At 65.1% G+C, this 13,130-nt stretch carries 15 protein-coding genes; 8 read left to right on the top strand and 7 right to left on the bottom strand.

Annotation, left to right across the window (positions count from 1 at the left end; all coding sequences use genetic code 11):
• The first annotated feature begins 2 nt into the window (after positions 1 to 2).
• Entirely contained in the window at positions 3 to 1,256 is a 1,254-nt protein-coding gene (locus AB0P23_RS14880) for a hypothetical protein (protein WP_094622384.1), read from the top strand.
• Between the two features lie 23 nt (positions 1,257 to 1,279).
• Here AB0P23_RS14880 and AB0P23_RS14875 read toward each other — a convergent pair whose 3' ends face one another.
• Entirely contained in the window at positions 1,280 to 2,074 is a 795-nt protein-coding gene (locus AB0P23_RS14875; RefSeq protein WP_363798004.1) for a ParA family protein, read from the bottom strand.
• 56 nt (positions 2,075 to 2,130) lie between these two features.
• Positions 2,131 to 3,597, bottom strand: coding sequence for a DHA2 family efflux MFS transporter permease subunit (locus AB0P23_RS14870; protein WP_027496528.1), 1,467 nt, complete (start codon positions 3,595 to 3,597; stop codon positions 2,131 to 2,133).
• A gap of 195 nt (positions 3,598 to 3,792) precedes the next feature.
• Here AB0P23_RS14870 and AB0P23_RS14865 point away from each other — a divergent pair, with 195 nt between their 5' ends.
• Entirely contained in the window at positions 3,793 to 4,452 is a 660-nt protein-coding gene (locus tag AB0P23_RS14865; protein ID WP_283541555.1) for an acid phosphatase, read from the top strand.
• Positions 4,449 to 4,925: a GNAT family N-acetyltransferase gene (locus tag AB0P23_RS14860; RefSeq protein ID WP_032387174.1), complete on the top strand. Its 477-nt coding sequence runs from the start codon at positions 4,449 to 4,451 to the stop codon at positions 4,923 to 4,925. The genes AB0P23_RS14865 and AB0P23_RS14860 overlap by 4 nt, the downstream gene beginning before the upstream one ends.
• Here AB0P23_RS14860 and AB0P23_RS14855 read toward each other — a convergent pair.
• Positions 4,922 to 5,353 (bottom strand): hypothetical protein, encoded by a 432-nt coding sequence (locus AB0P23_RS14855; protein WP_027496526.1) that lies wholly within the window; start codon positions 5,351 to 5,353, stop codon positions 4,922 to 4,924. The genes AB0P23_RS14860 and AB0P23_RS14855 overlap by 4 nt on opposite strands.
• 156 nt (positions 5,354 to 5,509) lie before the next feature.
• Here AB0P23_RS14855 and AB0P23_RS14850 point away from each other — a divergent pair, with 156 nt between their 5' ends.
• Together AB0P23_RS14850 and AB0P23_RS14845 are read left to right on the top strand one after the other, a co-directional pair.
• Positions 5,510 to 6,463 (top strand): diacylglycerol kinase family protein, encoded by a 954-nt coding sequence (locus AB0P23_RS14850; RefSeq protein WP_363798002.1) that lies wholly within the window; start codon positions 5,510 to 5,512, stop codon positions 6,461 to 6,463.
• A gap of 266 nt (positions 6,464 to 6,729) precedes the next feature.
• Positions 6,730 to 6,984 carry a WhiB family transcriptional regulator gene (locus AB0P23_RS14845; RefSeq protein ID WP_032366305.1) on the top strand — a complete coding sequence of 85 codons (255 nt, stop codon included), beginning with the start codon at positions 6,730 to 6,732 and terminating at the stop codon, positions 6,982 to 6,984.
• A 151-nt stretch (positions 6,985 to 7,135) separates the two neighbouring features.
• Here AB0P23_RS14845 and AB0P23_RS14840 read toward each other — a convergent pair whose 3' ends face one another.
• From AB0P23_RS14840 to AB0P23_RS14825, 4 genes are all read right to left on the bottom strand, one after another.
• Entirely contained in the window at positions 7,136 to 8,614 is a 1,479-nt protein-coding gene (locus tag AB0P23_RS14840) for a PAS domain-containing sensor histidine kinase (RefSeq protein WP_027496524.1), read from the bottom strand.
• A 21-nt stretch (positions 8,615 to 8,635) separates the two neighbouring features.
• Positions 8,636 to 8,851, bottom strand: coding sequence for a biotin/lipoyl-binding carrier protein (locus AB0P23_RS14835; RefSeq protein ID WP_027496523.1), 216 nt, complete (start codon positions 8,849 to 8,851; stop codon positions 8,636 to 8,638).
• A 263-nt stretch (positions 8,852 to 9,114) separates the two neighbouring features.
• Positions 9,115 to 9,402, bottom strand: a complete 288-nt coding sequence (rsrA, locus tag AB0P23_RS14830) for a mycothiol system anti-sigma-R factor (protein ID WP_363798044.1) — start codon at positions 9,400 to 9,402, stop codon at positions 9,115 to 9,117.
• Between the two features lie 44 nt (positions 9,403 to 9,446).
• Positions 9,447 to 10,223 (bottom strand): sigma-70 family RNA polymerase sigma factor, encoded by a 777-nt coding sequence (locus AB0P23_RS14825; protein ID WP_027496521.1) that lies wholly within the window; start codon positions 10,221 to 10,223, stop codon positions 9,447 to 9,449.
• 91 nt (positions 10,224 to 10,314) lie between these two features.
• On the opposite strand from AB0P23_RS14825, the gene ybaK reads away from it, so the two are divergent.
• Genes ybaK through rsgA form a run of 3 tightly spaced genes read left to right on the top strand, consistent with a single transcriptional unit; the run spans position 10,315 to position 13,115 of the window.
• Entirely contained in the window at positions 10,315 to 10,806 is a 492-nt protein-coding gene (gene ybaK, locus AB0P23_RS14820; RefSeq protein ID WP_363798000.1) for a Cys-tRNA(Pro) deacylase, read from the top strand.
• 6 nt (positions 10,807 to 10,812) lie between these two features.
• The gene (gene aroA / locus AB0P23_RS14815) at positions 10,813 to 12,129 is read left to right on the top strand and encodes a 3-phosphoshikimate 1-carboxyvinyltransferase (RefSeq protein ID WP_032366303.1); all 1,317 of its coding nucleotides are present in this window, start codon (positions 10,813 to 10,815) and stop codon (positions 12,127 to 12,129) included.
• A complete protein-coding gene (gene rsgA, locus AB0P23_RS14810) occupies positions 12,081 to 13,115 on the top strand; it encodes a ribosome small subunit-dependent GTPase A (protein ID WP_176457065.1) in 1,035 nt (344 codons plus the stop codon). Before aroA ends, rsgA begins: the two co-directional genes overlap by 49 nt.
• Positions 13,116 to 13,130: the final 15 nt, after the last annotated feature.

The following is a 13,130-nucleotide window of genomic DNA, read 5'->3' as shown; positions in this document are numbered from 1 at the left end:
CCGTGCTGGCTCCAGAACGTAGGTCGAGAACCGATCTCGTCGTCGCGGCAGTCATCGCGGTGACGGTGGTCGTGGCCGCGAGCGTCGCTTGGCTCACGGGTGACGCTCGGGGCACCACCTCTGTCACGGCCGACAATCCACTCGCGCCGTCCGAGGCGGCCGCCTCCGTGCCCGCCGCCCTGTCCGAGTTGTGGCGGGCACCGAGTTCGGCGACGGATTCGGCGCATACGCCGGTTCCGGTCGTGACCGGTTCGGCAGTCGTGACCGCCGATGGCGGTTCGGTCGTCGGCCACGACCCCCGTTCCGGCGACCCGGCGTGGTCGTACTCGCGAGACCTACCCCTGTGCTCGGTGATCGCCTCCTGGAACACTGCCGTCTCGGTCTACCGCGACGACCGCGGTTGCTCGCAGGTGACCACGCTCGACGGATCGACCGGCGTCCGCACAGCACAGCGCACGTCCGACGCAGACGACTCGGTGTACCTCTCGTCCGACGGCACCTACGTGACCTCGCGAGGTGACACTCGGATGGAACTGTGGCGCTCGGACATGGTGCGCACACTCGAATACGGGCGCGTCGATGCTCCGGTCAACCCGGGTACTCAGCCGAGAACCGGATGCACGCTCCTGTCCACCACGTCGTCCAATTCGCGGACGGCGGTACTCGAACAGTGCCCGGGTGAGCCGGCCGCACGACTGTCTCTGCTCAACCCTGCCCCCAAGGATGCGAGCGAACCCGAGGAGTACGGATCCTCGGTGGTCCCGGATCTCGTCACCTCGGAGCAGGAGCCGACATCCGGACGCGTCCTGGCTCTGACGGGAAGCCTTGTCGCGCTGTATGTTCCGTCCGCAAACGGTGCCCCTGCGCGCATCGCGCTCTACGACGACACCGCCACGGCCGTCTCCGAGTTCGCTCTCCCCGCGGGCCTCGGCCCAACATCCGCACCGCCCGCCTCGCCGGCAGCGAAACAGGGTTCGGTGTTCACCTGGTTCACCGGCTCCGGAGTGCAGGCACTGAACTCCACCGACCTGACTCCGGCGTGGTCCATGCCCGGGGCCCTCGGCAGCGGTGCCGTCATGGCCGGCAGGCTGCTGGTTCCCGTGCCCGACGCGATCGCGGTGGTCGAGCTCGCCACCGGCACGGTGATTGCCGAGATTCCGATCGATCGCGGCGACTACGACGGACCGGTGCAGACCTCCGTGATCGGCGATGTCGTCGTCGAGCAGCGCGGTTCCGACCTGGTCGCGCTGGGTTGATCGAGGACGGCCGATCGGAGGAGCTACTCCGCAGGGTCGTACGTCTTCAGTTCTGCTGTGCCCTCCCAGTGGGCCAACAAGTTCTCGGCCAGCTCGCGATACGCCTGCGCGCCCTTGTTCTTTCGCCCCGACAGCACCGTTGCGCCGGATGCACTCGCCTCCGCGAAACGCACCGTCCTGGGGATCGGCGGAGCGAGGACCGGCAGCGAGTACCGATCGGAAACATCGCCGAGCACGTCTCGGCTATGGGTGGTACGGGCATCGAACAGGGTGGGCAGTGCACCCAGCAGTGCGAGGTCGGGGTTGGTGATCTGCTGCACCTCGGACACCGTCCGCAGTAGTTGTCCGACGCCGCGGTGAGCGAGCGTCTCGCACTGGAGCGGGACCAGAACCGATTGCGCGGCCGTGAGACCGTTGAGCGTGAGAACACCGAGCGAGGGTGGGCAATCGATGACGACCACGTCGAAATCCTGCAGAATCGGTGCCAGACCACGCTTGAGCGCGAACTCGCGACCGGCGCGCATGAGCAGCAGCGCCTCCGCACCCGCGAGGTCGATCGTGGCGGGCAACAGCACGATCCCCTCTGCCGTCTCGATCAGTACGTCCTCGACCTGTGCGTCCCCGGTCAATACCTCGTGCACCGACGAGTCGAGCTTGTCCGGGTTGTGACCGAGCGAGAACGTCAGGCATCCCTGCGGGTCGAGATCGACCACCAGAACGCGTCGGTCGAGTGCGTGCAGCGCGGCTGCCAGCGAGGCGACCGTAGTGGTCTTGGCCACGCCGCCCTTCTGATTCGCTACCGCAAGAATTGTCGTCACGCCCTGATCCTTGCCTAGATTCGCCGCTCGAGCGAGGTTTGTCGGTTCCGGGCGCGTCAGTGCATCACGATCGGCGGCGCGGATTCCTGAGAAACGTGCTTGGTTCGGGGCAGGAAGAACGCGGGCACGAACGTGATGACGATGAGCACCAACGCGACCATGAAGGTGGTCCCGAACGCGCGCGCCGAGATGTCGAATGCTTCGAGCTGGCTCGAGGCCGTCAGCGCCGGCTTCTGCTGCGCGGTCAACACCACCGACATCAACGCGGTGCCGATCGATCCGGCGGCCTGCTGGACGATGTTCATCAATGTCGAACCGCGAGCGACTGTTTCGTTCGTCAACGTCTGCAGCGCAGCAGTCATGATGGGCATCATCGTCGAGCCGAGCCCCAGCCCCATGACGAACAAGGCTCCGATCAACAACGTGTACGACGTGCTGGTGCCGACCTGGGTGAACACCGCCATGCCTGCGGTGATCAGGACCATGCCCATCAGCACGATTCGTCCTGGACCGGTCTTGTCCGCAATCACTCCGGCGATCGGCATGGCTATCATCGCGCCGATACCCTGCGGTGCGAGAAGCAGCCCGGCCGTCAGTGTGGACTCGCCGCGGAGCAGAAAGTAGCTGGGAAACAGCAACCCTGCGCCCATGAACGCGACCATGAAGAAGGTGGTCGTGATGACTGCGACGGTGAGTGAACGGTTCCGGAAGAGCCTCAGGTCGATCAACGGATGCTCGACGCGCAGAGCGTGGAAGACGAACAACACGATCAGCACCAGGCCCACGATGACCGGAACCAGCACCTTGACGGCCAGTACGGTCTCGGTTTCGACGACCGACGACGCACCGTAGAGAAACAGGGCCAGACCGGGCGAGAGCATCAGCATGCCGCGGAAGTCGAACGATTCCGACGGGGTCGGATTGTCTCGCGGAAAGATCACGATTGCGGCGATCAGCGCGAGAATGCCGATCGGCAAGTTGATGAGGAAGATCCAGTGCCAGCTCGCGGCCTCGATCAGCCACCCGCCGAGGATGGGGCCCGCGATGGGCCCGATCAGCATCGGCACACCGAGCACGGCCATCACGCGGCCGATCCGTTCGGGGCCGGCGGCACGCGTCATGATCGTCATGCCCAGGGGCATCAACATGCCTCCGCCGAGGCCCTGCAGTACACGGAACACGATCAACGACGTGATGTCCCAGGCGAAACTGCACAGCACCGAACCGAGAACGAACAGCACCAGTGCCGTGATGTAGAGACGCTTGGTGCCGAAACGGTCCGCAGCCCAGCCCGTCAACGGGATGACGGTGGCCAAGGCGAGGGTGTAACCGGTCATCGTCCAGGCCGCGTTGGCATACGTGGTCTCGAACACGTCGGTGAACGTCCTCAAGGCCACGCTGACGACGGTGACGTCGAGAATCGACATGATCGCGCCGAGAACGACGACACCGGCGATCTTCAGCAACGCTCCGTCGAGCTTCTCCGGGGCACCGGAGGGCGCGGGCTTCTGCAAGTCGGTCATTGTTCTCCAGATCGATGAGAAGAGCTACGAGGTCAATGCAGTGAGCACACTGACGGGCAGGACTGCGTTGCCTGCGACGGTGAAGATCCAGAAGAGAATAACCGTCCGGTAGGTCTGGACTCAATCGCGTTTTCGGACACATCCACCGGTTCGGTATGACGAAGGCCACACCCGACGGCAGGCATGATCGTGTGCATGACCAACCACGGAGCCGTCGAGGCCGGCCGAGTCGTTCTACTCCGTCACGGGGAAACCGAATGGGCCCTCGCGGGTAAGCACACCGGAAACACCGATGTTCCACTCACCGCGCACGGTGAGCAGCAGGCAGTCGAGGCCGGCTCACTGCTGACTCTGCTGAATTTGCGCGACCCGGTGGTCATCAGCAGCCCGCGCGAACGGGCCCGTCGAACAGCCGATCTCGCGGGGCTCCAGGTCGATCGAACATGGGATGCGCTGTCGGAGTGGGACTACGGCGACTACGAGGGCATCACGTCGTCGGAGATCCACGAGACAGTGCCGCACTGGACCGTCTGGACGCACCCGTGCCCGGGCGGAGAGTCGATCGGTGACATCGCTGTTCGCGTCGAACTGGTGTTGTCCGTTGTTCTTCCACTGCTCGAAGGCCGGGACGTGGTGCTGGTGGGACACGGCCATTTCTCGCGAGCACTGATCGCCGGTTGGACGGAAGCGTCCATCACCGAAGGGAAGCGCTTCGCATTGTCCCCGGCCGCCTACTCACTGCTCGGTTTCGAGCACTCCTTTCGACAGCTCATCGCCCACAATGTTCACCCCTCGATTCTCTCTGCAGCCACCGATCGCTCGATCGGCACCGACCCGACCGGAGGTCCACGATGATCCGCCGCGCCACCGAAGACGATGTATCCGCCATCTGCGGGTTGGTCCACGAACTGGCGGAGTACGAGAAGGCGTCCTCGTTGTGCACGGTCCGAGACGACCAACTTCGGTCGGCTTTGTTCGGTGAGAATCCGTCGGTATTCGCGCACGTCGCCGAGCGCGACGGCGTGGTGGTGGGGTGCGCTCTGTGGTTCTTGAACTTCTCCACCTGGGACGGGGTCAACGGAATCTATCTGGAGGACCTCTACGTGCAGCCGGACGCACGCGGCCATGGGTTCGGAACCGCACTGCTGGCAGCGTTGGCGGCCGAGTGCGAAGCCAACGGCTACACGCGGCTGACCTGGTCGGTGTTGGACTGGAACACCCCGTCGATCGGGTTCTACCGAGCGTTGGGCGCGCAGGCTCAGGACGAGTGGACCACATTCCGATTGACCGACGGTGCCCTGAGGGACCTGGCAGCGACAGCGTCCTAGAGACGCGGTTCGTCGTCGACGTCGCTGTACTCGGCCGCCATCCACTGCGACGAGGGTGGACTGAACAGCAGCACCAGCACGGCAACCACAACGATTCCCAGAACGATGCCGTAGACGGTCTGATGTGAACCGGTGAGCAGCGACCACACGACGGGAAGCAGCAGTAGCTGGACGACGGTTGCCAGTGCTCTCCCCCACCGTTTGCCGAGAATCAGGGCGACGCCTGCAGCCCCGACGCCGAGGCCCAGCACGCCGAACCACCCGGCCGTGCCGTACCCGTTGGCGACAGCGTTGTCGCCCTCTCCGGAGACCGCGCGTACGACGAGAACGAAGGCCGCGACCAGCGAGACGGCACCTTGTGCTGCGACGAGGACCCCGGCGGATCGAAAAGTGGCCGGTGGGGTGAGGTTCTCGGGTTGGGTGGACACGCGACCAGCCTAGGCAACCGGGAGTGGAGCCTGCGGAACGACCCGGGGGCGGGAGTGGAGCCTGCGGAACGACCCGGGTGGTGCCGGTGGAGCCTGCGGAACGACCCGGGTGGTGCCGGTGGAGTCCGCCGAGCCACCCGGTTAGTGTTTGTTCCTGTGCGTGCGCTGCTGATCGTCAATCCCAATGCGACTTCTACGACGGCTGCAGCTCGGGATCTGTTGGCTCATGCATTGTCGAGTCGGTTGCGCGTGACGGTGGCGCAGACGACGCATCGTGATCATGCGTCGGAGTTGGCTCGGGGTGCCCGTGAGGACGGGGTCGGCCTGGTGATCGTTCACGGGGGTGACGGCACGGTGAACGAGGTCATCAACGGTCTGCTCGGGGTTCCGTTGCCGACGTCGATGCAGGCGGTGACGATCGGCGCGATTCCGCCTATTGCGGTCGTTCCCGGTGGTAGTGCGAATGTGTTCGCGCGCTCTCTCGGAATCGAGGCGGACCCGGTAGCGGCCACGAATCAGTTGATCGGTCTGCTGGACGCGCGGGCGCGGAGGACGGTCGGTCTGGGGCATTGCGACAACCGGTGGTTCACGTTCAATGCCGGGATGGGTTTGGACGCGGAAGTGTGTCGGGCCATCGATGCGAGCCGGAAGGACGGTACGCCCGTGTCGGCGACGCGTTATCTCCGGTTCTCGGTGCAGGAGTTCTTCAAGCACAAGCGTCGTCCGGCGCAGTTGACGATGGAGGTTCCCGGGCGGGATCCGTTCGAGAACGTGCACTATGCGTTCGTGTCGAACTCGAGTCCGTGGACCTTCTTGAACGATCGTCCGGTCCATACCAATCCCGGGACCGCTTTCGATTCGGGTCTCGGTGTGTTCGCGATGCGCTCGACGGCACTGTTCCCCACGCTTCGGGTGTCGCGTCAGCTGCTGGCCAAAGGTGCAGAACCGAAGTCTCGCAAGTTGATTCGAGTCGACGACGTCCCGAGTGTTCGAATTACGTCTACAGAACCGATGGGGCTGCAGATGGACGGGGACTACCTGGGTGAACGCACCGAGGCGGAGTTCTTCTCGACTCCCGACGCATTGGATGTTGTCGCGCCCGTCACGTGAGACCCACTGTGACCTGCGCGCGAAGATGCTCGATGGGCAATTTCCTGCGAAATCACGAGCAATATCTGCCGAGTCGGGGTACAAAGGAGCGCAGAAGGCTAAAGCGAGCCTAACAGAGTGAGCTTGACCACGGTCACGCGCGTATCCCTTGACTTCACCTGAGTTCGTGAAAGCATTCACAAGCAACAGTGCGGAAACATTGGTTACCCACTCGTGAAACAGAAGAGAAACGAAACGGCGCTTCGGCGCCCGGTAAGGAGCAGAGGATGGACTGGCGCCACAAGGCAATTTGTCGCGATGAAGATCCGGAACTATTTTTCCCGGTGGGAAACAGTGGTCCGGCGCTCGCGCAGATCGCCGATGCCAAAGTCGTCTGTACTCGGTGCCCCGTCACCGCAGAATGCCTGTCCTGGGCACTCGAATCCGGCCAGGACGCAGGAGTATGGGGCGCAATGAGCGAAGACGAGCGCCGTGCACTCAAGCGACGCAACGCACGTACGCGCGCACGTAGCTCCGTCTAGGACGCAGACACACAACACTCGGTAGGCCCGGTATCCGCTCAGCGGATACCGGGCCTTCTGCATGTCGAACTGCATAGCGGCGCTACCACAGATCGGGCGTTCTCACGTCACAGTGCGGCCGGTTCGTAACGCACTGTTCACGAGCGGCCCGTCAGGCTCGCGGCACCCGACGGCCCAGTGGCACTCGCAGCATGGCGTCGGTGCCACCTCCAGGAGCCGGATGCAGGCCCAGAGAACCGTTCAGTTCGACCGACACCAGAGTGCGCACGATCTGGAGCCCCAGTCCGTCCGAACGCTCCAACGAGAACCCTGCGGGCAATCCGCGGCCGTCGTCGTGGATGACGACGTCGAGCCATTTCGACGAACGGTCGGCACCGATGCGCACCACGCCGACCGATCCGGCGTCGAACCCGTGCTCCATCGCGTTCTGCACCAGCTCGGCCAACACCATCACCAGCGGCGTCGCCCGCTCGGCGGAGAAGACACCGAGTTGGCCGTCTCGGACCACCCGCACCCGAGGGTTGACGGTGGCGATGTCGAGCATGATCGGCACCAACCGGTCGACTATCTCGTCGAGATCCACTTCTTCGTCGACCGACATCGACAGCATCTCGTGCACCAGCGCGATGGACGTCACGCGGCGAACGGATTCGGACAACGCGGTGCGAGCTTCCTCGTTCTCGAGCCGACGCGACTGCAGTCTCAGCAGAGCCGCCACGGTCTGCAGGTTGTTCTTCACTCGATGGTGGATTTCGCGGATCGTCGCGTCCTTGCTGAGCAGCGCACGGTCGCGGCGCTTCACCTCGGTGACGTCTCGGACGAGTACGGCTGCGCCCGCGGATCGACCGTGCGGCTGCAGTGCCAACGTGCGCACCAGAACCGTCGCGCCGCGGGCGTCCACTTCCATTCGGTGCCCGACGTTGCCGGACAGTGACGACCGGATATGGTCGGCCACTTCTTGCGAATCGAACGGGTCGGTCACCAGAGACCGCGTCACCGACGCGAGGTCACGGCCCGACAGTTCCGTCGTCAAACCCATCCGGTGGTACGCCGACAGCGCATTGGGGCTCGCGTAATCCACCCGTCCCTCGGTATCGATGCGAATGAAGCCGTCGCCGGCCCGCGGCGACGAGTTGACGTCGGTTCGCTCCTCCGGCGTCGGAAACGTTCCCTCACTGATCATCAGGCACAGATCGTCCGCGCATTCCCGATACGCGACCTCGAGCGCACTCGGCGGACGAAGCTGGGCCGGATTGGTGTCGCGGGTCAGCACGGCGATGACGTGCTCTCCACACCGCACAGGAATGCTCTCGCTGCGGGTCAGAACACCACCCTGCACGATCTTTCGCTGTTGCAACGCGACGAGCACTTCGGGGTGCTCGGACTCGGAGATGGTCGTCCCCACGATGTCGTGGGTGAACACCGTCGGCGCGGTGGTGGGTCTGCACTGGGCGACACACAGCACGTCCGCCGACCCGTCCGAGACATCGTCGGTACCGACCCAGAGCAACACGTCCGCGAACGACAGGTCGGCCAGGAGCTGCCACTCCCCTACGACGCGCTGCAGATGGTCCACCGCGGCACCGGGCAGATCGGTGTGTTCGGCCAGCAGGTCACTGAGGGTCGACACGGGTTCTCACGCAGCCGTCGGTCAGGACACCACAGCGATGAGATCGCCCTGTTGAATGACATCCCCCACTGCGACGTCCACGGACGTGACGGTGCCTGCGGTCTCGGCGAGCACGGGAATCTCCATCTTCATCGACTCCAGCACGACCAACGTGTCACCGACCTCGACGGCATCACCGCGGGCCACGACCACCTGAAACACCGTCGACACCATCTCCGCACGAACATCCTCGGACACCGGCGAACCCCTCTCTCACGACACCTCGAACCGCGGCGGGCACACACCGGAGACCATGCCCGTCACAGTAAGCCAATCACACGTGGGAGACTGTAGTGAACAAACGAGAGGAGCCCATCATGGGAAAGCGTGGACGTAAGAAGCGTGCTCGTAAGGGCAACAAGGCCAACCACGGCAAACGTCCCAACAGCTGACGTTCTGCCACCAGCCACGAAGGGCCGAGAAGCACTGCTTCTCGGCCCTTCGTCGTCGGTACGATCAGGTTATTCGGAGTCGACGCTACGGGTCAGCACCGTACGTCGGATTTTCACGCTGAGTCGCTCGCGAAGCCCGGCGGGCGCTTGATCTCCGCCACATTTACGGGAGATCAGCCGCTTGACCTTCTCCTCGATGCCGTACGCCTCGAAGCACGATCCGCACTCGTCGATGTGCTTCTGCAACCGTCGCCTGCTGGCCTCGTCGCACTCGTTGTCCAACATGATCCATACGTCCGCGATCACGGCCGAGCAATCCAGTCGCTCGAATTCGGCGTCGGCTCCGCCGTCGCCCACAGAACCGCCGCCGATGATGTCATCGCCGGAATCACCGGTGCGCGTCACTGGACTACCTCCTGCTCGTGCCGGTCGACTGCGCCGTCCCGGTTGAATCCACGGTCGCGGGCCACACCCGCCAGCAAACCTCGAAGTTGCTTACGCCCACGATGCAAGCGCGACATCACCGTTCCGATGGGCGTTCCCATGATCTCCGCGATTTCCTTGTACGGGAAACCCTCGACGTCGGCGTAGTACACCGCCATCCGGAATTCCTCGGGCAACGACTGCAGAGCGGCCTTGATGTCGTCGTCCGGCAGTGCGTCCAGCGCCTCGACCTCGGCCGAGCGCAGTCCGGTGGACGTGTGTTCAGCGGTCGCGGCGAGCTGCCAGTCACTGATCTCGTCGGTCGGGTACTGCGCAGGCTGACGCTGCTTCTTGCGATAGGAGTTGATGTAGGTGTTGGTCAGGATTCGGTAGAGCCACGCCTTCAGGTTCGTGCCCTCACGGAACGACCGGAACGCCGAGTAGGCCTTCACGAACGTCTCCTGCACCAGGTCCTCGGCATCTGCGGGGTTGCGCGTCATCCGCAGCGCGGCACCGTACAGCTGGTCGAGCATCGGCAACGCGTCACGCTCGAAGCGTTCGGTCAGCTGGGCCTCGGTTTCGGCTGCCCGCTGCTCGGCGATCGCCTTCTCGTCCGCTTCGGTGGGAGTCCTGGCTTCTGTCACGCTGATCCCTTCGGTAGCTTCCACCACCCAGGCTACCGCGCCCGAAGTCGGCTTCTGCGACGAGATCACCCCCTTGATCGCCAAGGGACGTCCCGCGGTCAGCACTGCCATTCGTCATTCCTTCCGCCTGCATCCGTATCTGCCCTGTCACAACACTGCCGCGCGCCGCGGTGTTCCCGCCGCAGTCGATAGAGTCCGACGAATGGCTGCGTCGACTCCCGCTCTTGCGCTGCTCACCGCACGGAAGGTGGCGCATACCGTGCACACCTACGAGCACGATTCGCGCACGCAGTCGTTCGGCAGCGAGGCCGCCGAGATTCTGGGCGAGCGCCTCGGCGTGCGCCCGGAGCAGGTGTTCAAGACCCTGGTCGTCGAACGCGCAGATCGTTCGCTGGCCGTCGCGGTGGTCCCCGTCACCGGAATGCTCTCGTTGAAAGCGGCAGCAGCCGCTCTGGACACACGGAAGGTCGCGATGGCCGACAGAGCTGACGCCGAACGGTCGTCCGGCTACGTGTTCGGCGGAATTTCGCCGCTCGGCCAACGTAGATCCCTGCCCACCGTCATCGACGACTCGGCACTCGAGTTCGACCGTGTGCTGTGCAGCGGGGGTCGCCGTGGCCTGGAGATCGAACTCGCTCCGGCCGATCTCATTCGCCTCACGCGCGCCGTCACCGCGCCCATCGCCGCACACTGACCACCGATGAGCGAAGATGGACCAGTGAGCACTTGGACAGCCCCCGCCGCCGATGGACCCATCGACGCGACAGTCACTCTGCCCGGATCGAAGTCGATCACCAATCGCGCGCTGATCATCGCCTCGCTCGCATCCGGCCCGTCGACCGTCACCGGCGCGCTTCGCAGCCGCGACACCGACTTGATGATCCATGCTCTGGAGACACTGGGCGTGCAGGTGGCCGCCGACCGCAACGATCCGACGTCTCTCCGTGTGACGCCGGGAACGCTGCACGGTGGATCCGTCGAGTGCGGCCTGGCCGGAACGGTCATGCGTTTCGTCCCGCCCCTGGCCGCGCTCGCCGACGGCGTGGTGTCCTTCGACGGAGACGAGCAGGCTCGCATCCGGCCGCTCGACACCATCCTCGACGCACTGCGCGCTGTGGGCGCCGACGTCGACGGCAGCGCGCTGCCGTTCACGATGCGCGGTACCGGTTCGCTGCGTGGTGGATCCGTCGAGATCGACGCCTCGGGGTCGTCGCAGTTCGTCTCGGGTCTGATGCTCTCGGCCGCGGCGTTCGACGAGGGAATCGAGATCCATCACATCGGTAAGCCCGTCCCGTCCATGCCGCACATCGACATGACCGTGGAGATGCTGCGCCGTGCGGGTGTCCGAGTCGACACCCCGGAATCGAGCGGAGACGCGAACACCTGGCGCGTGCATCCCGGTTCGGTGACCCCCGTCGATTGGAGCATCGAGCCGGACCTCTCGAACGCCACCCCGTTCCTCGCTGCCGCCGCTGTCACCGAAGGTGTTGTGCGAGTGCCGAATTGGCCTGAGTCGACGACTCAACCCGGCGATGTGTTCCGCGAGATCCTCACGCAGATGGGCGCGGTGGTCGAACTACGCGCAGGGGTGCTGACCGTCGAAGGTCCGAACACGTTGCGTGGCATCGACTTCGATCTGCACGACGTCGGCGAGCTGACCCCCACCGTCGCAGCGCTCGCCACCCTGGCCGAGGGGCCGTCCATCCTGCGCGGCATCGCCCACCTACGCGGTCACGAGACCGACCGACTGGCCGCACTGACGACCGAGATAGTGCGCCTCGGCGGGCGAGCAGTCGAAACCGACGACGGCATTCGCATCGATCCCGCACCGCTGCACGGCGGCACCTGGCACTCCTACGCCGACCACCGCATGGCCACTGCCGGCGCGATCGTCGGGCTCCGCGTCCCGGGCGTCGAGGTCGACGACATCGGCACCACTGCCAAGACTCTCCCCGGCTTCGAGAACCTGTGGGACACGATGTTGTCCGCTTCCACACCCAGCGGGGTCGGATCCTGACCGCGCGCCGCTACGACGAGTCCGACGTCCGCATCCGGCCGGGCAAGAGTTCTCGTCCGCGCACCAAGACTCGACCCGAACACAACGACGCCGAAGCCGGCATGGTGGTGTCCGTGGACCGCGGCCGCTGGGGCTGCGTACTCGATGGTGACCCGTCTCGGCCGGTCGTGACGATGCGGGCCCGCGAGCTGGGTCGAACCCCGATCGTGGTGGGCGACGAGGTCGGCATCGTCGGAGATCTGTCGGGCAAGGTCGACACTCTGGCCCGAATCGTGCGCGTGGCCGAGCGGCGAACGGTGCTGCGCCGCACCGCGGACGACACCGACCCGTTCGAACGCGTCGTGGTGGCCAACGCCGACCGACTGCTCATCGTCGCAGCGCTCGCCGATCCACCTCCCCGCACCGGCTTCGTCGAGCGCGCTCTCGTCGCAGCGTATGTCGGCGGGCTCGAACCGGTGCTGTGCCTGACCAAGAGCGATCTCGCTGCACCCGACGAGTTCACCGCGTCGTTCGCCGATCTGGACGTCCCGGTGGTACTGGCGGGCCAGTCCGAGGACCTGACCGAACTGACCGCCATGCTGACGAACAAGGTCACCGCGCTCATCGGACACTCCGGTGTCGGCAAGTCGACGCTCGTCAACAGACTGGTGCCCGACGCCTATCGCGCGACCGGGGTGGTCTCGGGCGTCGGCAAGGGCCGCCATACGTCGACGCAGTCGGTGGCGCTGCCGCTACCGGGCGGCGGATGGGTGGTCGACACTCCCGGCATCCGATCGTTCGGATTGGCGCACATCTCGCCGGAGAACGTCGTGGCCGCATTCTCCGACCTCGCCGAGACCATCGAGGACTGCCCCCGCGGCTGCACTCACCTGGGTCCGCCGGCAGATCCCGAGTGCGCTCTCGACACGCTCACCGGGGATGCAGCACGACGGGTGGCTGCCGTACGGCTCCTGCTGGAAGCGGTCCGAACGAACGAAACCTGGTAGAGACCCACGGGGTCT

Origin of the sequence: Rhodococcus sp. NPDC077669 (assembly GCF_040686915.1) — a bacterium.
Classification (GTDB): Bacteria; Actinomycetota; Actinomycetes; order Mycobacteriales; family Mycobacteriaceae; genus Rhodococcoides; species Rhodococcoides fascians.
This window is presented reverse-complemented; position numbering and strand designations above follow the sequence as displayed.

What these genes read in the sequence shown, in the direction of transcription:
- aroA (WP_032366303.1), top strand. Translation starts at nt 10,813, where the DNA reads ATGAGCGAAGATGGACCAGTGAGCACTTGGACAGCCCCCGCCGCCGAT.
- AB0P23_RS14865 (WP_283541555.1), top strand. Translation starts at nt 3,793, where the DNA reads ATGACCAACCACGGAGCCGTCGAGGCCGGCCGAGTCGTTCTACTCCGT.
- AB0P23_RS14860 (WP_032387174.1), top strand. Translation starts at nt 4,449, where the DNA reads ATGATCCGCCGCGCCACCGAAGACGATGTATCCGCCATCTGCGGGTTG.
- AB0P23_RS14870 (WP_027496528.1), bottom strand. Translation starts at nt 3,597, where the DNA reads ATGACCGACTTGCAGAAGCCCGCGCCCTCCGGTGCCCCGGAGAAGCTC.
- AB0P23_RS14825 (WP_027496521.1), bottom strand. Translation starts at nt 10,223, where the DNA reads ATGGCAGTGCTGACCGCGGGACGTCCCTTGGCGATCAAGGGGGTGATC.
- AB0P23_RS14845 (WP_032366305.1), top strand. Translation starts at nt 6,730, where the DNA reads ATGGACTGGCGCCACAAGGCAATTTGTCGCGATGAAGATCCGGAACTA.
- ybaK (WP_363798000.1), top strand. Translation starts at nt 10,315, where the DNA reads ATGGCTGCGTCGACTCCCGCTCTTGCGCTGCTCACCGCACGGAAGGTG.